This is a genomic window from Paenibacillus taichungensis (assembly GCF_050994985.1).
GTDB classification, from domain to species: domain Bacteria; phylum Bacillota; class Bacilli; order Paenibacillales; family Paenibacillaceae; genus Paenibacillus; species Paenibacillus taichungensis.
The window spans coordinates 6,726,004-6,743,959 of the sequence record NZ_CP194720.1; the positions used below are offsets into that span (position 1 = coordinate 6,726,004).

Annotated in this window: 19 protein-coding genes; 18 read left to right on the plus strand and 1 reads right to left on the minus strand. The window is 45.6% G+C overall.

Going from position 1 to position 17,956, the window contains the following annotated elements; all coding sequences use genetic code 11:
* The first annotated feature begins 253 nt into the window (after positions 1 to 253).
* The 5 genes from ACR1R9_RS30195 (at position 254) to ACR1R9_RS30215 (ending at position 8,073) form a co-directional block, all read left to right on the plus strand.
* Positions 254 to 2,977, plus strand: coding sequence for a stalk domain-containing protein (locus tag ACR1R9_RS30195; protein WP_433922025.1), 2,724 nt, complete (start codon positions 254 to 256; stop codon positions 2,975 to 2,977).
* A gap of 47 nt (positions 2,978 to 3,024) precedes the next feature.
* Entirely contained in the window at positions 3,025 to 4,185 is a 1,161-nt protein-coding gene (locus tag ACR1R9_RS30200) for a sensor histidine kinase (protein WP_024631628.1), read from the plus strand.
* A 4-nt stretch (positions 4,186 to 4,189) separates the two neighbouring features.
* Positions 4,190 to 4,912 carry a response regulator transcription factor gene (locus ACR1R9_RS30205; RefSeq protein ID WP_063567747.1) on the plus strand — a complete coding sequence of 241 codons (723 nt, stop codon included), beginning with the start codon at positions 4,190 to 4,192 and terminating at the stop codon, positions 4,910 to 4,912.
* Positions 4,913 to 5,237: 325 nt separating this feature from the next.
* Positions 5,238 to 5,618 carry a hypothetical protein gene (locus ACR1R9_RS30210; protein WP_433948844.1) on the plus strand — a complete coding sequence of 127 codons (381 nt, stop codon included), beginning with the start codon at positions 5,238 to 5,240 and terminating at the stop codon, positions 5,616 to 5,618.
* Between the two features lie 562 nt (positions 5,619 to 6,180).
* Entirely contained in the window at positions 6,181 to 8,073 is a 1,893-nt protein-coding gene (locus ACR1R9_RS30215) for a helicase-related protein (RefSeq protein WP_433922023.1), read from the plus strand.
* Positions 8,074 to 8,186: 113 nt separating this feature from the next.
* Here ACR1R9_RS30215 and ACR1R9_RS30220 read toward each other — a convergent pair whose 3' ends face one another.
* Positions 8,187 to 8,330 carry a hypothetical protein gene (locus ACR1R9_RS30220; RefSeq protein WP_433922022.1) on the minus strand — a complete coding sequence of 48 codons (144 nt, stop codon included), beginning with the start codon at positions 8,328 to 8,330 and terminating at the stop codon, positions 8,187 to 8,189.
* A 123-nt stretch (positions 8,331 to 8,453) separates the two neighbouring features.
* Between ACR1R9_RS30220 and ACR1R9_RS30225 the strand changes: the two genes are divergently transcribed.
* The 13 genes from ACR1R9_RS30225 to ACR1R9_RS30285 all read left to right on the plus strand — a co-directional run bounded on the left by ACR1R9_RS30225 (position 8,454) and on the right by ACR1R9_RS30285 (position 17,939).
* Complete coding sequence (locus ACR1R9_RS30225) at positions 8,454 to 9,284, plus strand: ComF family protein (protein ID WP_433956407.1); 831 nt, start codon at positions 8,454 to 8,456, stop codon at positions 9,282 to 9,284.
* Positions 9,285 to 9,592: 308 nt separating this feature from the next.
* Complete coding sequence (locus ACR1R9_RS30230; protein WP_064641917.1) at positions 9,593 to 10,000, plus strand: TIGR03826 family flagellar region protein; 408 nt, start codon at positions 9,593 to 9,595, stop codon at positions 9,998 to 10,000.
* 152 nt (positions 10,001 to 10,152) lie between these two features.
* Positions 10,153 to 10,437 (plus strand): flagellar biosynthesis anti-sigma factor FlgM, encoded by a 285-nt coding sequence (flgM, locus tag ACR1R9_RS30235; RefSeq protein ID WP_062329757.1) that lies wholly within the window; start codon positions 10,153 to 10,155, stop codon positions 10,435 to 10,437.
* Between the two features lie 8 nt (positions 10,438 to 10,445).
* Positions 10,446 to 10,946 carry a flagellar protein FlgN gene (locus ACR1R9_RS30240; RefSeq protein WP_433922020.1) on the plus strand — a complete coding sequence of 167 codons (501 nt, stop codon included), beginning with the start codon at positions 10,446 to 10,448 and terminating at the stop codon, positions 10,944 to 10,946.
* 18 nt (positions 10,947 to 10,964) lie between these two features.
* Positions 10,965 to 12,527 carry a flagellar hook-associated protein FlgK gene (flgK, locus tag ACR1R9_RS30245; RefSeq protein ID WP_433922019.1) on the plus strand — a complete coding sequence of 521 codons (1,563 nt, stop codon included), beginning with the start codon at positions 10,965 to 10,967 and terminating at the stop codon, positions 12,525 to 12,527.
* A gap of 23 nt (positions 12,528 to 12,550) precedes the next feature.
* Positions 12,551 to 13,459, plus strand: a complete 909-nt coding sequence (flgL, locus tag ACR1R9_RS30250) for a flagellar hook-associated protein FlgL (RefSeq protein ID WP_433922018.1) — start codon at positions 12,551 to 12,553, stop codon at positions 13,457 to 13,459.
* Positions 13,460 to 13,546: 87 nt separating this feature from the next.
* A complete protein-coding gene (fliW, locus tag ACR1R9_RS30255) occupies positions 13,547 to 13,996 on the plus strand; it encodes a flagellar assembly protein FliW (RefSeq protein WP_433922017.1) in 450 nt (149 codons plus the stop codon).
* Positions 13,996 to 14,229 carry a carbon storage regulator CsrA gene (gene csrA / locus ACR1R9_RS30260; protein ID WP_433922016.1) on the plus strand — a complete coding sequence of 78 codons (234 nt, stop codon included), beginning with the start codon at positions 13,996 to 13,998 and terminating at the stop codon, positions 14,227 to 14,229. The genes fliW and csrA overlap by 1 nt, the downstream gene beginning before the upstream one ends.
* Before the next feature lie 182 nt (positions 14,230 to 14,411).
* Complete coding sequence (locus ACR1R9_RS30265; protein WP_433922015.1) at positions 14,412 to 15,179, plus strand: flagellin; 768 nt, start codon at positions 14,412 to 14,414, stop codon at positions 15,177 to 15,179.
* A gap of 228 nt (positions 15,180 to 15,407) precedes the next feature.
* Positions 15,408 to 15,698 carry a flagellar protein FlaG gene (locus ACR1R9_RS30270; RefSeq protein WP_433923777.1) on the plus strand — a complete coding sequence of 97 codons (291 nt, stop codon included), beginning with the start codon at positions 15,408 to 15,410 and terminating at the stop codon, positions 15,696 to 15,698.
* A gap of 12 nt (positions 15,699 to 15,710) precedes the next feature.
* Positions 15,711 to 17,198, plus strand: coding sequence for a flagellar filament capping protein FliD (fliD, locus tag ACR1R9_RS30275; protein WP_433922014.1), 1,488 nt, complete (start codon positions 15,711 to 15,713; stop codon positions 17,196 to 17,198).
* 16 nt (positions 17,199 to 17,214) lie between these two features.
* Positions 17,215 to 17,595 carry a flagellar export chaperone FliS gene (gene fliS, locus ACR1R9_RS30280; protein WP_433922013.1) on the plus strand — a complete coding sequence of 127 codons (381 nt, stop codon included), beginning with the start codon at positions 17,215 to 17,217 and terminating at the stop codon, positions 17,593 to 17,595.
* The gene (locus tag ACR1R9_RS30285; protein WP_433922012.1) at positions 17,592 to 17,939 is read left to right on the plus strand and encodes a hypothetical protein; all 348 of its coding nucleotides are present in this window, start codon (positions 17,592 to 17,594) and stop codon (positions 17,937 to 17,939) included. Before fliS ends, ACR1R9_RS30285 begins: the two co-directional genes overlap by 4 nt.
* The last annotated feature ends 17 nt before the right edge of the window (positions 17,940 to 17,956 follow it).

A 17,956-nucleotide genomic window follows, 5' to 3' on the forward strand; every position in this document is an offset into this window, starting at 1 on the left:
TAGAGCAATAGCAATGATTATTTGTTAAGTGAACTTCGAATGTACATACAATAATGTACATTCGAAGTTTTTTTTATTAAAAGCAGCTTATAAGATGGGGGTTATAACCTCAATGTTGGCTCGGGGCGTAACTTTTTCCACAAAAAGTAGTCTATTAATAGAAGAGTATACTAGAAATCTCGCTGTCTGCTGCCACGTGGCAGAGATCGTGATATCTAAGATTGATATACAAGATGGGAGAGACGTTTCAAACATGCTGGGGAAACAAGGGAAACGGCTGAACGACGTTAAGGCTAGCAAGGCGAAGAAATGGGCGATTGTGACACTGGCAGGCGTGATCTGGATTGCACCGGTACTGGGAGCGGGACAACAGGTGTGGTCGGGAAGTTCATGGCAGTCGGTGGCTGCAGCAGCTTCTACAACAACAAGTAAATTGAGCGAAGAAATTCTGACTTCGGGTGCGAAGTTGATGAAATACAATTATACAACGACACGTTCCGGCTCGAAGGTGAACGTACTGGCAGATGTCATTCAAGTGGATTTGCAAAATCCCTATGTGAAACTGGATGTCATGACAGGCAAGGGTGGCAATCTGAATAGTAAACAAAGCACGGGTGGCATGGCTAAGGAAAATGGCGCAGTAGCCGCCGTAAACGGCGATTATTTCAATGTATCCGGGGAACTTGCCCCGATCGGTGGACAGGTCTCGGATGGGGTCCTCGTATCTACTCCATCCGAACTGTCAGGGATGTATGCCCTCACCGTAACCAAGGACGGTAAGCCGATGATTGATGAATATTCATTCGATGGCACCGTGAAGGCAGATGATGGTTCAACGTTTGCTTTGCGTGGGATAAATAAAGAGGACTACACGGTCGAATCGAGCTCGGTGAAGTACAGTCACGCCAATTCGATGTATATTTATACACCAGCTTGGACGTCCACGAAGCGGCCGAATGATCCTTCCACAACACCAACCGAGGTACTTGTACAGAACGGTGTAATAACCCAAATTTCGGATAAAAAGGCGTTAAACATGACTGTGCCGGCAGATGGGTACATTTTGCGTGCGCATGGAACGGCAGCGACATGGATTATGACTCACTTGGCGGTAGGCCAGACGTTGAATGCGGATTACAAGTTGAAAGCCAAAACGACGGGGGAGACCGTTGATCCAAGCAATCTGCAGATGATGATCGGTGGTCATACCATTCTGGTGAATGGTGGGAAGGCGGCTACCTTTTCCCGTGATATTGCTGCTTCCGGTATCGGTGGCATTCGTGCGAGAACAGCAGTCGGCTACTCTCAAGATGGTCGGTATGTCTACATTATTGCAGCGGAGAAAAACAGTAACAGCAGCGGTTTGTCGCTGACCGAACTGCAATCCTTCATGACCAGCATTGGTGTATGGAAAGGCATGAATCTGGACGGAGGCGGCTCCACAACGATGGTAACACGTCCGCTTGGCGAGGAGACAGCAGGGCTTACGTTCAACACGGAGTACGGTACAGAGCAGCGTCAGGTCGTAAACACGCTGGGCGTGTTCTCTACGGCTCCAGAAGGTAAGCTGAAAGGCTTTGCCGTGAGTGGCAGCCAAACGTTGCTGGTAGGGCAAGAGGGCAAGTATACAGCCAAAGGATATGACACCTACTATAACCCGATTGCGACAGGCGATATCAAGATGACATGGAAATCGAGCAACAACGGCATCGTGAGTGTAAGCAATGGAACGATCAAAGGTGTGAAACCAGGTACAGTGACGCTGACTGCAACAAGCAATGGAGCTTCATCTTCCATTAAAGTTACCGTGTTGGGCGGAAGTGAACTGGCTTCGCTGACAGCAGGATCTGGCTTGGGATCGCTCCAAGCGGGTACAACGATTTCCATTCCAGTAACGGCGAAGACCAAAGACGGACAAAGTGTGACAGTTCCGGCGGATTCGCTGACATGGGAGTTTATTGGATTCAAAGGTAAAGTGGTTGCAGACCAATTAACCGTATCCTCTGTGAACTCCGGCGCTCAAGTTGGCTATGCGATCGGTCGTTATGACGGCTACAGCACGGTGGTTGTGCTCTCCGCTGCGGCAAGTGAAACAATATGGGAGAACTTCGAGAATGTAAGCTACCCGATCAACTTCACGACCAATGCATCAGGTGTAACTGGATCGGCTTCCGTGACAGCGGGAACAGGTGAAAAAGCTGGCTCCAAGGTGCTGCAGCTGAACTATGACATGACCGCAGGAATAGGGAAAATGTATGCTTATGCCCAATTGAACGGTTCCACTGGCAAAGAAGTATCTGCAACTGCGACATCCATGTCAATGGATGTTATGGGAGATAAGAGCCTCAACTGGTTGCGCGCCGAATTTACGGATGCCAGTGGCAAAACGGTATATGCCGATCTCGCAAAGGCAATTGATTGGGATGGGTGGAAAAAGCTCAATGTGGATCTGAATGGGCTGAACATTGCTTATCCGGCGAAGCTGAAACGGGTTTATGTGGTGAATGTGGAAGAAGGTCAGGATGAGCGTGCGAAGACGGGCACGGTTGCTTTTGACAATATTGCTTTCACCATGCCATCCAAATCCAGTGAAGTGGGCTTGCCTACAGGAACTGCTTCATTAGTGCTTGGACAGAAATCCATGACCGTAAACGGAACGAAAAAGGCAATTGATGCTGCGCCAGTACTGAAAAATGGTACAACATATGTCCCAATCAAGCATGTATTGGATGCTTTTGGTGGGCAGGCGAGCTGGGATAGCAAAAATCAACGGATTACCGTTGTACGTGGTGGCAAGCTAATTGATCTGGTTGTAGGCCAGAAAGAATTCATTATCAATGGCAAAAGACAAAGTGCAACAGTAGCACCTTACGTATCTGGTGGTAGGACTTTAGTCCCTCTTAGACTCGTTTCGGAGCAGCTTGGACTGACTGTAAAATGGGAACAGAACACGAAGACCGTTACCATCTCATCGTGATATGGTATGATATATACCGGAAACGATAGAAATGGAGTCGAACAAACGTGGATTTACAAGCCGATGCCATAGACCGCGTCATAAAAAACGCCATACAAGTCATGGAAAACAGTAAATATCAAATGTTTGAGATTATGGACTCGACTCGGAATGAGCTAAAAACGCTGAACGAGGAATTGAAGTCGGTTTTGAAAGAGACGGCGGAAACGATCGAGAAAGTAGATCAATTGGAGCTGAACTACCGCCGCTCTCGAATCCGGCTAACTGAGGTTAGCCGCGACTTCGTCCGTTATTCCGAGCATGATATCAAGCAGGCGTATGAGAAAGCGACGCAGTTACAGCTGGATCTGATGATTTACCGTGAGAAGGAAATGTATCTGAAAGCCCGTCGGGATGATCTGCAAAAGCGTGCCAAAAATGTGGAAGCTTCCGTGGAGCGCGCCGAGACGATCGGTTCCCAGATGGGGGTTGTACTGGAGTATCTGTCGGGTGAGCTGGGTCAAGTGACCCGCATCATTGAATCCGCCAAAAATCGACAAATGATTGGTTTGAAAATAATTTTGGCCCAGGAAGAAGAGCGGAAACGTATTGCCCGTGAGATCCATGACGGACCTGCGCAGATGCTCGCGAATCTAGTGCTTAGGACGGAAATTGTAGAAAGAATGCTCATAAAGCAGGATTTTAAGATGGTCCAGGCCGAAATAGTAGATTTGAAAGGCCAGGTTCGTTCGAGTCTTGGAGAAATGAGAAAAGTTATTTTCAATTTGCGTCCTATGGCACTGGATGACCTGGGATTGATTCCAACGCTTCGGAAGTACGTGCAGGATTTTGAAGAAAAAACAAAAATCCGCTCACTTTTTGAAACGAGAGGCAAGGAACACCGTTTATCTTCGGCAATGGAGGCTGCGATCTACCGCCTCGTGCAGGAAGGTCTGTCCAATGCTGCGAAGCATGCTTATCCCACTTATGTTGTAGTGGAAATTACATACCAGGCTCAGCTCGTTAAGATTGTCGTGCAGGACAATGGGCTTGGGTTCAAACCGGAGCTTCTTGCGAAGAAGAGCAAGGATCATACCCACTTCGGTCTGATTGGGATGAGAGAGCGGGTTGAACTGTTAGAAGGAAGAATAGAGATCGAGTCCGCGGAAAATCAAGGAACCAAAATAGTGATTCATATCCCGACAAACGTGGATAAGGGAAAGGAGTAGCAGGATGGAAAACCGTGATACTGGAAAGACATCAATTAAAGTTCTTTTGGCTGATGATCATCAGCTGTTCCGTGAAGGTCTGAAACGCATTTTAAATATGGAGGACGACATTGAGGTCATCGGCGAATGCGGCGATGGGATTCAGGTGCTCGAATTCTGTAATCAGGATAAACCGGACATCGTATTGATGGACATCAACATGCCTGTGGAAAACGGGGTTGAAGCGACGGAGAAATTGCGTGAGCTGTTCCCGGATGTCAAAGTCATTATCTTGTCTATTCATGATGATGAGAGTTATGTGTTCGAGACGCTGCGTAAAGGTGCTAATGGCTACCTGCTCAAAGATATGGAGGCCGAGTCCCTGATCAATGCGATTCGTTCTGTTCATGAAGGGCATGCATTCATCCACCCTAAAGTAACTGGCAAACTGATCATGCAGTTGCGTCGTATGACGTACCTTAATGAGACAGGGGCAATGAGCGAAGGAGCTTCGAAGGAAGCAGGCGTTAAATTTGTCGCTGGCGACAATAATCCGCTTACTCGTCGTGAGGCTGAAGTATTGCGTCTGATGGCTGAAGGTAAGAGCAATAAAATGATTGGTGAGTTCCTGTTCATCAGTGAGAAAACAGTAAAAAACCATGTCAGCAGTATTCTGCAGAAGATGGAAGTGGATGATCGTACGCAAGCGGTTATCAACTCGATCAAGTATGGTTGGGTTACCCTTTAATATACGATTGTATTTAGATGCAGTTTGATTATAGCAATTATAGGATTCTGTTTACTCGCGCCCATTCCAGAATGTTGGACTGGTTAGCGGGTTAATGGACTTTATTACTGCAAATGAGCAAAGTGTGAAGTTAGAAGAACTTATGTTCAAGCTTCGGCATAAATGATTGAACGACCTGGCCTGTCTTCTTCGTCCGGTGTCGATCAGAATGGAATATGCGCTTTAGGATTTGCAAGTGTAACCCTTCGGGGAATGCAGCATATACTGCTGTATACAGGGATGTTCGCCATGGGTGAGCATGACCTTCCGAGGAGGTGCAGTTGCCATGGTTGCTCATCTGACTATGATTCTGCTCATATACTTCCTGGCGGCAATGGCCGTTCATGCCATGCACCAGCGCCATCTTTCCCGTCCGGACCCCGAGGGCTACGAGCAGATTATGCTCATTCCTTCCAATCAGGAGCAGCGGATAGAAGGCATTGTAAGAGCGCTTTGCCGGGAATTATTTTACCGTGGAAAGAGCTTCACATTGACGGTTGTCGCTGATCGTACGGAAGCCGAAACGGTTCGTATTATTGAGAAGCTTATGCATAGGCAAGGAATGGAGTTATCCTACTTGTCCGCTGTCCCTTCGGATATGGAACAGTGGAATCAAACCGGGAGTCATTCTATGCGCCTTATCGATTTGCGTGAGCCAAAGCAGTAGATGCTTTTTTTGCAACAGTCGGACTCATTAATCGTGCAAGCTGCTGAGACAGACTGGCTAAAGCGTGTCATCAGTCAGAATGCACTATCAATGAAGTCATGCAAGCTTGCCAAAATAAGCGTGCATTTCATCATGTTCGAGGTTAAAGATTACAGCTTATGCTGTAGTCTTTTTTTGTCATTGTAGCCAAGCTTGCTGTTAAATTAAATATGGGTTTTTATGCAATCTATGGTTATTGTCTCTGTTGGAGCCCTGTAGGGATCGCAGCAAGAACCTTTTTGAAATCAGAACTCTTAAGTTAAAAGTATAGACGATGCAGATTGGAAAAAGTTTCGCGTGATCAAAGAAAGATTATCGCTACTCCTTGAATGGGTAAAATGGTCGTAACGATTGCTTTTGGAAACTACACGACTTGTGGGACAACTGCATAATTGATATAGTGATAATACAAATGGATAGTGAATAAATGAGATATGGACATGAAGCACATGCTCCGACGAATAGTCGGTTGGCATGTGCTTTTTTTGCGTTATGAGACATGGAGGATGAGGGAGGAGAGCGGATGAAGGTTGGGTTGTATGTGTGCCGAGTGAGAGAAGAGTGGAAGATGATGCTGTCACTGGATGTCCGAGTGGATGTAGCGTGGTGGCTTGAGGGGGCGAGCGGACAGCGGGTGTTGCGATGGTTGCTGTTAGGCAGGGAGGTGCCTTTAAGTCAGGCATCTTGGATGGTAGAGAATTTTGAGGTAGAGGGGGGGATGGATCAGTGGGGAGAGAAGCAATGGCAGGCGTATATGCAGGGCAAACTGGAAAAGTACGAGCGGGCTTCCGGGGAACTGGAGGCTAGGGGAGAGATGGCGGGCAAAGCGGGGATTGGCGCTGAAAGAGGTACGGAGGTGGGCGGGATGCCTGAGCCTTATCCCGCCGGAGACTGGGTTCAGCTGGAGCGGGGCGCGGCCCTGCTGGCTGAGCGGCTTCGCGGCCGCCAATTGCTGGCGGCCGAGGCAGAGGCGATGCTGGCGGACACGTCGCCGCAGCTTGCCTCGGTTTGGCGCGCGGCTGCACAGCTCGCGCACCTGCGTGGGCGGCTGAGCATAGCAGCCGCCCTGGAAGGGCCTGCCACGCGGCAGCAACGCCTTGCGTGGCTTGGTCGCGCGCACAGCGCGCCCCGCTGCCGCCGATGCGGCAGCTTTGCCGGGCAGCGCGTGCCATGCGCTGCCTGTGGCCTGGCGGCGTGCGCCTACTGCGAGGCCTGCCTCGCGCTGGGGCGCAGCCGTGCCTGTGCGCTGCTGCTGCGCAGCGCAGCGCCAGGTGCCATGCCACGCGGTGCATCGCAGCGTGGCACGGCCGTTATCCCCACCGAGGGCGGACTTGCCCGGTGGGGGCTCAGCCCTGCGCAGAGCGCGGCAGCTGCCGCGGCGCTGGCGTTTTTGGCCCAGCCATCCGCAGGGGATGGGCCGGGGCGGTTTTTGCTGTGGGCCGTGACCGGGGCCGGTAAGACGGAAATGATATTCCCTTTGCTCCAATACATATTGGAGCGCGGTGGACGAGCGCTTGTTGCTACGCCGCGCCGGGATGTCGTGCTGGAGCTTGCCCCTCGTCTGGCGAAAGCGTTCCCCGATATCTCGATCGCTACGCTATACGGAGGCAGCACCGAGCGTTGGAAAGACGCGCAGCTCACACTAGCGACCACTCACCAACTGATGCGTTTTTACCAGGCATTCGATCTGGTCATTATCGACGAGCTTGATGCATTTCCCTACCATAATGATCCCATGCTCGCTCATGCGGCGGAGTCCTCGTGCAAGCCTGATGGCCATTTTGTGTACTTGTCCGCTACGCCACCAGCTAGGCTACAGCGGGAAGCAGCGCAAGGGAAACTCACTCACGCCAAAGTTCCGGTGCGCTTCCACCGCCACCCTTTACCCGTACCGCGTTTACTGAAAATGCTTACCGTCGCCGAGTGTATTCGGAAGCGAGAGCTGCCCGCCACACTAAAAAAGAGCATTCAAACCTCCTTGCTACGGGAAGCTCAGGTATTTGTGTTTGTGACGCGGATCGCTCAGATTGAGGCATTTGTAAATCTCATGCGTCGCATGTTTCCACAAATCCATATCGAAGGAACATCATCCCAAGATCCGGATCGCGCGAGCAAAGTTATTGCGTTTCGTGAACGGACCATACGTCTGCTCGTGACCACCACCATCTTGGAGCGGGGCGTCACTATTCCACGTAGCGATGTATTTATTTTGGATGCGGATAATGGTCTCTTCGACGAAGCATCTCTGGTACAGATGGCGGGTAGAGCGGGTCGATCTATGGATGATCCAGCAGGAAGAGTCGTCTTTGCATCATCCCGTCGTACGCGTTCCCAGGTAAAGGCAGTGGCACAAATCCAAAAGATGAACACCATCGCAAAACGCAAAGGCTACCTTCACCCGCCAACACACCCATAGATACGAAGGGAGGCAACAATCTAATGTCGAACTGGCTAAGCAGCATCACTGACCACGTACACCAACTTACCCATCGCCTGCATGGATTACTCGCCCCACCCGGAGCGACTTGTCTAACCTGTGGTACACGAGCCATATTGTCTCCGATCTACCCCGGCATCTGTCCGCGTTGTGTGCAGCAAATTCCATGGATTCGTTCCATTCGCTGTCTCCGTTGTGGTCGAGGGATCGGCTGCCCGGACTGCGTCCGCCCACACATGCAAAACCGTTCTTTCATATGCAACCGCAGCGCCGTCCAGTATAACGCTTTAATGAAGGAATGGATTGGGATGTACAAATTCAGAGGCCACGAGCGCTACGCGCCACTGTTAACGGCTCTTATGATTCAAGCATTTCAAGCAATGAGCGAAGAACTGAACCCTGTTTTGGCAAAAGAAACCCTGGCCCTCGTGGCTCATCCCGCCACGCCTGCTCAATACCAGGTGGATGGCAGCTCACATCCACCCGGTTCGAGTGCGTCAACCAACGCACTCATTCACCGACCTAACGGGCGCGTAAAAGCGCCCGTTCACTTACCTACCGCGTTAGCGCCTGTGCATATACACGCGCAACACAACAGCCACAGCTCAGACGCGTACTATACGCACGCTCCTACCGGAGCAGCGACCCTCAGCCGCCAGTCGCTGCTCCAAAACAATAAGCCGCGATGGCGGCCTGACGCGGTGATCTATGTCCCCGTCAGCAACGAACGCCTTGCCGAGCGCGGCTTCAACCAGGCCGAGCGGCTCGCAGCAGGACTTGCCGCAGCCGTCCGCCTGCCTGTAGTTGATCTGCTGCAGCGTCGGATCAACACCACCAAACAAAGCTTCAAGACACGTGGCGAGCGTATTCAGACCATGCAGGATGCATTTGCAATGCAGCCGGATGGACTGGAGTTGATACATGACCTCTATCAATCCAATCTTGAATTGGCGCACAAGGACATGCATTCACAGCCAGCAACAAATTCATACGCCATTGGAGAAGGAGTCTCTTCACATTTCAGACCAGCCCCACAAAGCGGGCATATTCCTCCCTTACGATTGCTACTAATCGATGATATTTACACAACGGGTAGCACTTTGAATGCTTGTGGACAGGTGATACTGAACGCCGGATATTCCATAAACATTCCAATTGAAATTTACACGCTGACTTTGGCTAGATCCTAAGTTTAAAGACCATAGGTGGTTATGATAAATTAATATTATATTACGTGATGCCTGTCTCCATTACAGGTGATTATTTTACTGGTTTTTGAATAATATCATATCTGGGTTTATGTTCATCAGTTATTCAATTGAGAAAGATTAATGTGTAATTCTGCAAAAACAACTTGTTTAATATCCATAAGATTGCGCATACATGCATTTTAACCCCTTGCTATGTTTGCAATAGACTATGGCTTGATGTGTGAAAATAAGGTAATGTATAATTATTATCCATTCGGAAAAGGAAGTATGAGAGGGGCGTTTTAGCAATGAATCTAGGTAATTGTCCTCGCTGCGGCAGATTATATGCGTTGAATTTTCGGGATGTATGTTCGAACTGTATCAAAGAAATTGAGCAGGAATACCAGACATGTGTAGACTACCTACGTGAGAATAAGGGTACCAATATACAGGAGTTATCTGATGCAACGGAGATTTCGATTAAGCAAATCACGCGCTTTATTCGGGAGGGTCGGATTTCCATCGAAAACGCCCCTAACATGATGTATCCTTGTGAAGTATGTGGAACGCTGATTCGTGAAGGACATATGTGTGATTCATGTCGAAGCCGCTTGACCAAAGATTTGGCAGGAGCAGCCCGTGAAGTAGGTCAGAAGGATAACAATAATATAGGCGGGCGAGCCTACAATGCTGTCGACAAACTGCGCGATTCATAGGAGCGAGGGCTTAAATACAGTTTTTGCTATAACAAATGTTTTGGAACGTACCGATAAACTTATTAAAGATTATCGGTTTTTTTTATTATCTCAATCATTCAATAACATAAAGATAATGTAAAAAATCCTAGGGTAAAGGAAGTGTAGTTTGTATGAAAATCAATGAACCAAATAGAATTGGTGCTATCAATTCCTATCAGAGAAACGTTGAATCCAATCAGCAGGCTGATGCCAAAAAGAGCCGCCGTAAGGACGAAGTATCCATTTCTCCGGAGGCGATGAAGATGCTTGAGGAACAAGGTCGTACACAGGATGCAGGACGTATACAACGTATTCAAGAATTAAAAGAACAGGTAAATTCGGGAACTTATCAAGTAGACAGCCAGAAGCTTGCCGAGAAGCTCGCTCCATACTTTAAGAACTTCCCTAATCAATAGGAGGACACATGGCAATTGAATCGATAATTGGTGTACTTGAACAGCTGGAAGCCGCACATGTGGAGATGCTTGAGCTGGGGGAACGGAAGAAGGAAGCTGTTGTTGCCAACAAAGTTGATATCCTGATTTCTCTAATTAACCAGGAATCTAAACTGCTGAAAAGGATTGAGTTGATCGAACAGCAAAGATTTCTGGCTGTCCACCAGTTTCTGGAGGGACGTGGTATTAAGTCCAAGTTAAATCTGACCATTAGTGAGTTGACAAGACTGGTCTTTGATACCGCAGAGAAAAAGAGGCTTCTTCAAGCTCAAACTTCATTAACAGATGTGCTACAAAAGGTGAAATATCTTAATGAATCCAATCAACAGCTTATTAAGCAGTCGCTCTCGTACATCGACTTTTTTATTGAGACAATGTCATTTCATGCTGAATCAGAAGCCACGTATCAGAATCCTTTAGAGAAATCTTATGGTATAGCTCGCTCTGGTCTTTTTGATACTCGTGGTTAACAATGGGGGAAAAATAATATGGCTTCAACATTTCATTCAATTGAAACGGCCAAACGCAGTCTGATCACACAAACGGCCGCTTTGAACACAACAGGACATAACGTTGCCAATGCGAATACACCAGGTTATTCACGACAAGTTGTCAACATGACGGCAGCAGATCCAATTGATGCAGTGGCATTTTACCGTACAACAGCACCGGGTCAGCTTGGAACGGGTGTGGAGTTCAACTCAATTATGCGTGTTCGTGAATCTTTTTTGGACGGGCAATTCCGTAATGAGAATACCTCACTTGGAGGATGGACCATTCGTAATAGTACACTTGAAAAGCTTGAAACGATTATGAATGAGCCTTCGGATACGGGTATTCGCACAGTGCTGAATAACTTCTGGAACTCTTGGTTCGATCTTAGTCAAGATCCACAGGATGTTACAAACCGCAAAATTGTGAAAGAGACAACTTTGGCATTAACAGATGGTTTAAATCAAATCAGTCTCCAATTGGATGCACTGACTAGTGATTTGACCAATAACGTTTCGTTAAAAACCACTGAGATCAACTCATATTTGCAGTCCATAGCGGATCTGAACAACAACATCGTAAAAGTGGAGCAACTCGGAGACAATGCCAATGATTTGCGTGACCAACGTGATTATGCCGTAGACCAGCTCTCCAAGATTGCAGGCGTTCAGATAACAGAACTGGATAGTGGCTACCAGGTAACGATTGCAGGCCAAGTAGCAGTCACTGGAGCTGCGGTGGTTCCTGTCACGGCTGATATTCTAGAGAATGCCTATCAAGCTGGGACTTTAACTGGCGGCGAAGTCTATGGAATGATCCATTCCCGTGATCAATATGTAGCAGACTATCGTAATCAAATCAATCAACTGGCGAATACGCTCGCAACCGGGGATATTGAGATTACCATTCCTGCTGGATCCGTATTGCCTAGCGGCACGGTTTTCAACAATGTGACCTATTCAGATGCCAATAACAATAGAACGTTAACGTCAGATTTGAAAGTGACGGTTCAAGGGATTAATGGGCTTCATAAACTGGGGTATACCCTTAGCGGTGATACTCCGACAGCAGGCGGGGATTTTTTCTCAACCAAAGACGGTTCTGGAACGATCACGGCTGGTAATATTACATTAAGTAAAGATATCCAAAATGATCCGAATAACATCGCGACTTCGATGCGTACGACCGGAACAGGTACAAGTGAGAGTGTAGTACTGGGGAATAATAGCCTGGCGCTGGCTTTAGCTGGCTTAAAAGATGCGAAATTTGATTTTGGATCAGCATTGTCCAAACCAACCACGGTAGATGACTTTTTCGGCGCAATTGTAGGACAACTTGGTGTACAGACCCAAGAAGCTAACCGTCAAGCACAAAATGCTCAACTCCTCACTGAACAGGTCGACTTGAATCGTCAATCGGTAAGTGGAGTATCGCTAGATGAAGAAATGAGTAACTTGATCAAGTTTCAGCACGCGTATAGTGCAGCTGCCCGTTTTATGACTGCTTACGATGAACTGCTGAACAAACTCATTAACAGCACCGGTGTAGTCGGTCGCTAAGACGTAGAGAGGGGTAACCAATAATGGCTATTCGCGTAACCTCAGGAATGATGAGCACTCAGATGCTTAGCAACCTGAACCGCAACCTGAACCGTATGGATAACATGTCCAACCAGATTTCCACAGGGCGCAAAATCAATAAACCATCCGATGATCCCGTTGGTGTGACTTACGCGCTTCGTTACCGTGCAGAGTTGGCGGCAAATGAGCAGTACCAATCTAATACGGATGCAGCGGTAAGCTGGCTGGATGCGACGGATTCAAATATGCAGCAAGCGTTGGATGTAGCGAAAAAATTAAAAGAACTGGCAGTTCAAGGCGCTAATGGAACCTTGTCTGATTCTGATCTTGGAGCTGTTAATTTGGAAGTAGAGGAATTGAAGAAACACCTTGTGGATATTGGTAATACGCAAATCCGCGGCAAGTACATTTTTAATGGTCAAACCTACGATAAGATGCCGTATGATTTGTCAGGAACGGTGACAGATTATGCGGATGTGGAGACGGATACACAGGGAGTTCTTTACTCCATCAGTGAACAGGTCACTTTCCAAATTAATACCTCTGGAGCGGATTTCTTCGGTAATAAAGGCGATACGGATAATATATTCAAAATCATTGATAATCTCTCTGCGGCATTAAACAGTGGTGATCATGACGGGGTACAGCAGCAATTGCAAAACATTGAATCCAGGTCAACCAAAATGCAAGCATCTCTATCAGAGGTCGGTGCACGAACTAATAGAGTGGAATTGGTTCAAAATCGTCTGCAGGATCAAGACTTGAACTTTACGACTTTACAATCCAAGACAGAGGATGCAGATGTGGCTAGTCTGATGATTCAGGCTACTTCTGCGCAAACCATCTATGAAGCAGCTCTTAAATCATCTGCTCAGATCATGCAACCTTCACTAATGGATTTCATGAGATAATAATTGATTTTAATTATATATTAACAGTAAGCTATGGACATAGATGATGTTCCATAGCTTTTTTACTAGTATAGGAGGAAGAATAAGATGAAAGAAAACAACAATTTAAATATAACTGAAGAACAGATATTAAAGGAAACATATACTTTCCATAAAGGAATTCCGGGTTTTGAAGAACTGAAATCTTTTAATTTGCAGCGGCATGATGAAGTGTTTAGCCTTTTCAGTTCAGTTGAAGAGCCGGCCGTAGCCTTTGTAACCGTAAATCCATTCGATTTTCATCCGGACTATGAGTTTGAACTCTCTCCTGAAAACGTAGAAGATCTTGGCGTAACAGATCCAGCTGATGTGGAGGTCCGTTGTATTGTTACTTTACATGATGATATTCGAAATGCGACAGCAAACTTGCTGGCTCCAATTGTGTTCAATAAACAAAAAAAAAGGGGCAAACAAATTGTACTGCAAAATACCGAGTACAAAACTAGACATGCATTATGGAGAAAAGAAGATTCTCTCATCAAGGATGGTGACATCTAATGCTGGTACTTACGCGCAAAAAGGGTGAATCTATTGTCATTTCAGATAATATCGTATTGACAGTTCTATCCGTAGACGGAGAGAATGTGAAACTTGGTATAGCAGCTCCAAGGGATATTGATATTTTTCGTAAAGAAGTTCTCGACGCGATTGAGCAAAACAATCAAAATGCGGCGATGAATCTGGAGACATTGCAAAAAACGATAAAAGGGCTTGGGAAAATAACTGAATAGTATTTTAATGTACTTCTAAAAATGATGATAAAAAATAGAAAAAAAGTTGAAATGGCTATAAACAAATTATGGCTTGGCGTCGATATATATATTAAGGCGGTAATCTTCAGGGCGGCCGACCTGTGAAGACGCTAATACCACATGGATGTGGGCATATAACCATTTCAGGGAGGAAATAAACAATGATTATCAATCACAACTTACCAGCGGTTAACACACACCGTAATATGGGTCTGAACAACTCAGCAGCAAGCAAAAACATGGAGAAATTGTCTTCCGGTCTGCGTATCAACCGTGCGGCTGACGATGCTGCAGGTCTCTCCATCTCCGAAAAAATGCGTGGTCAAATCCGTGGTTTGGAGCAAGCTCAACGTAACGTTCAAGACGGTATTTCATTCGCACAAACAGCTGAGGGCGCAATGAACGAAGTATCCTCCATGCTATCTCGTATGAAAGAGCTTAACGTTCAAAAAGCTAACGGTACTTACAGTGCCAGCGACAAATCTAACATCAATTCTGAGTTGAATCAACTGGGATCGCAAATTGATGCAATCATGACAAACACAACATTCAACGGAATTCACATTACTTCTAATGTGACAGTTCAAGCAGATGACAGTTCTTTCCAAATTACTGTTAACGGCGTTAGCAGAACTGGTTTTAGCGGTCTTTCTTCTGCTACTACTCTTACAAACATTAGTGATGCAATTACTAAAGTAGCTACACAACGTTCTAACCTTGGTGCGGTTCAAAACCGTTTGGAATACACTTCTAACAACTTGGGTACTACTGTTGAGAACCTGACTGCATCCGAATCCCGTATTCGTGATACAGATATGGCTAAAGAGATGGTTGCTTTGTCCAAAAACAACATCTTGCTACAAGCTTCTCAATCTATGCTTGCTCAAGCAAACTCTGCACCACAAGGTGTATTGTCCTTGCTTCGTTAATTTTCTCTTTTTATCTAGAGCTCTGCAACTTAATGCAGAGCTCTTTTTTTTGTTTTTATAAATTTTTATGAGAATTAACCGATATATACAATACCGGCTTAGTTATTAATTTGTGTAATTTATCTATGAAATATTAGGAGGATGGTTATGAGTAGTATTAACTCGTCCAGTTCTGCAAGCAAGGGAGAAATTCAGTTCCCAGCCCCAGCTAAGAAAGAAATTACTCCTATGGAACAAGTGCAGTTGCCTCAAGTAATTGCTAACCAAACTACAAGCATTGCGCAAATGAATGAAAGTCAAAAGGAAACTATAAATGAATTGAATAAAGCCATTGAAGCTATTCAAGGACCGCAAAAATCTTTTGAAATCTCAGTTCATGAAGAAACCCACGCTATCATGATTAAGGTATTGAATAAAGAAACAGGGGATTTAATTAGAGAAGTTCCACCAGAAAAAATTTTAGATCTTGCTGCCCATATGATGGAGATCACGGGGATAATTTTTGATAAAAAGGTATAGGAGGGCGTCAACATGGTAACTCGTATTTCAGGTTTGGCATCTGGGATGGACATCGACACACTGGTTAAAAACTTGGTTAAGGCAGACAGCCAACCTCTCACTAAGTTGAATCAACAAAAGCAGCTGCTGGAGTGGAAACGGGACAGTTATAGAGAGACGAGTGTAAAGCTAGTATCTTTTATTCAAGATAAATTATCGAATTTAAGCAAAAGTACTTCCTTAAATGCTCAAAAAGCAACTACTACAGGAAATGCAACTGCGGTAACTGCTTCTGCTACTTCTTCTGCAAGCGGGGTATTGGAGGTTAGTGTATCCAATTTGGCTACCGCGGCCAGAACTGTTTCAACTGGGAATCCTATGAAGACTGATTCCACTATATCTGATTGGAACAATGTTAAATTATCTACGATTACTGGTTTTAGTAGTGATATCATTAAAATCGGTGATACTACTATTACAGGCATTACAGGAGACACAACATTAGGATCATTTATATCCCAAATTAACAGTAGCTCAGCTGGAGTTACAGCAGTGCTTGATAGCGCCACTGGTCAAGTATCCTTAACTAGCAAAACAACAGGGGAAAAGGATGTTGCTTTGACCGGAAGCATATTTAGTGCACTTAAGCTTGATTCAAGTTTAACAGGGGGAGAAAATGCTTCGTTAACGGTCAATGGGGTTACCATGACTAGTTCAAGCAACAGTCTAACTGTTAATGGAGTTGAGCTCACTTTGAATAGTAAGAGTGGTACTCAAGCAACAACGATTTCGGTATCAAAGGATGTAGATTCCATAGTCGCTACGGTTCAGAATTTCGTCGATTCGTATAACGAACTTTTGTCATTTATGAATGGAAAAACAAATGAAGAGAGATATTCTAAATATAACCCACTTTCTTCGGATGAGAAAAGTGCCATGACGGATGATGAGATTGAACTATGGACTTCCAAGGCCAAGAGCGGAATGTTAAAGAATGATAGTATACTCACTTCCGCCATTTCAGATATGAGAGCAGCAATGGTTCAGGGAGTCACTCTGTCAGATGGTTCTAAAATCAGTTTTGCCGATTTGGGAATGTCTACAGGGACTTATGAAACAAAGGGTAAACTTCTCCTTGACACCGACAAATTAAAAGCATCACTTGAAAAAAATCCTGATATTGTGAATAACTTTTTCGGACAGAACTATTCTAATGCTACTGTTAACAATAGTTATACAGAAAATGATGGTATTTTTGCGCGCATGCGGAAGATATCCAATACAGCTGTAATCAAGCTGGCAGAGACTGCAGGAACTTCCAAGTATAGCTCCGATCTGACAGCTGCCTTCTTATCCAATAGTACCATGGGGACTCAGTTATTAGGGATGGATAGAAGGATAAGTGAATTAACTTCCAAGATCAGCATGAAAGAAACAAACTACTACAAGAAGTTTACTGCTATGGAAACCGCGATAAATAAGTACAATAACATTTCGTCAAGTTTGGCAAGTTATTTGTAGTGAGGGAGGATAAACATTGATTAATTCACCTTATCAGAAATATCAGCAGGCTCAGGCACAGACGGCTTCGAAGCCCAAGCTGTTGATTATGCTGTATGATGGTGCCATTCGTTTTGTGAAGTCCGGTATTGAAGGGATTGAACAAAGAAACTATGAAAAGGCCAACAATAGCTTGTGCAAAGCACAGCGTATTATTAATGAGCTAATCTCATCGTTAGACTTCTCCTATGCCATCTCTAATGATCTTATTCGAGTATATGAATATATGCTTCATTTGCTCATCGAATCTAATGTTCAAAAGAATGTCTCTAAAGCTGAAGAAGTTCTTGAGTATTTAGTGGACCTTAGAGATACCTGGGTTGAAGCAAGTAAGAGTGTTGGTGGGGCTGTCGTATGACTGAGCAAAGAGAGCTGTCCGAACTACTGGAAAAGATAAGACATGATACGAGTGAAGCATTAAACCAAATGTATAATTGGTCTGAAGAAGATTTTGAAAAGTTTCTAGAGCGGCGTGAGGAATATGTCTCCGCGATGGAACCTTACCGTACAGAAGTAAATGAATCGGATAAACATAATATTACTGAAATTATGGAAAGAGACATCATTATAAAGGCTAGAATGCACTTTCTTAAGGAAGAGGCAGCTGAGCAGCTTAGACAATTTGGTGGGGCACGTGTTCAACAAAAAGGTTACCAGAATCAATACGCATTGGATGGCCTTTTTATAGATAAAAGAAATTAACCAAGAAAAGTAGATGG

Coding starts and splice junctions, on each gene's coding strand:
- ACR1R9_RS30240 (WP_433922020.1), top strand. CDS start 10,446: ATGGCAATTGAATCGATAATTGGTGTACTTGAACAGCTGGAAGCCGCA.
- flgL (WP_433922018.1), top strand. CDS start 12,551: ATGGCTATTCGCGTAACCTCAGGAATGATGAGCACTCAGATGCTTAGC.
- ACR1R9_RS30225 (WP_433956407.1), top strand. CDS start 8,454: ATGATTCAAGCATTTCAAGCAATGAGCGAAGAACTGAACCCTGTTTTG.
- ACR1R9_RS30270 (WP_433923777.1), top strand. CDS start 15,408: ATGGAACAAGTGCAGTTGCCTCAAGTAATTGCTAACCAAACTACAAGC.
- flgK (WP_433922019.1), top strand. CDS start 10,965: ATGGCTTCAACATTTCATTCAATTGAAACGGCCAAACGCAGTCTGATC.
- ACR1R9_RS30210 (WP_433948844.1), top strand. CDS start 5,238: ATGGTTGCTCATCTGACTATGATTCTGCTCATATACTTCCTGGCGGCA.
- fliW (WP_433922017.1), top strand. CDS start 13,547: ATGAAAGAAAACAACAATTTAAATATAACTGAAGAACAGATATTAAAG.
- flgM (WP_062329757.1), top strand. CDS start 10,153: ATGAAAATCAATGAACCAAATAGAATTGGTGCTATCAATTCCTATCAG.
- fliD (WP_433922014.1), top strand. CDS start 15,711: ATGGTAACTCGTATTTCAGGTTTGGCATCTGGGATGGACATCGACACA.
- ACR1R9_RS30285 (WP_433922012.1), top strand. CDS start 17,592: ATGACTGAGCAAAGAGAGCTGTCCGAACTACTGGAAAAGATAAGACAT.
- ACR1R9_RS30265 (WP_433922015.1), top strand. CDS start 14,412: ATGATTATCAATCACAACTTACCAGCGGTTAACACACACCGTAATATG.
- csrA (WP_433922016.1), top strand. CDS start 13,996: ATGCTGGTACTTACGCGCAAAAAGGGTGAATCTATTGTCATTTCAGAT.
- ACR1R9_RS30215 (WP_433922023.1), top strand. CDS start 6,181: ATGAAGGTTGGGTTGTATGTGTGCCGAGTGAGAGAAGAGTGGAAGATG.
- ACR1R9_RS30230 (WP_064641917.1), top strand. CDS start 9,593: ATGAATCTAGGTAATTGTCCTCGCTGCGGCAGATTATATGCGTTGAAT.
- ACR1R9_RS30195 (WP_433922025.1), top strand. CDS start 254: ATGCTGGGGAAACAAGGGAAACGGCTGAACGACGTTAAGGCTAGCAAG.
- ACR1R9_RS30205 (WP_063567747.1), top strand. CDS start 4,190: ATGGAAAACCGTGATACTGGAAAGACATCAATTAAAGTTCTTTTGGCT.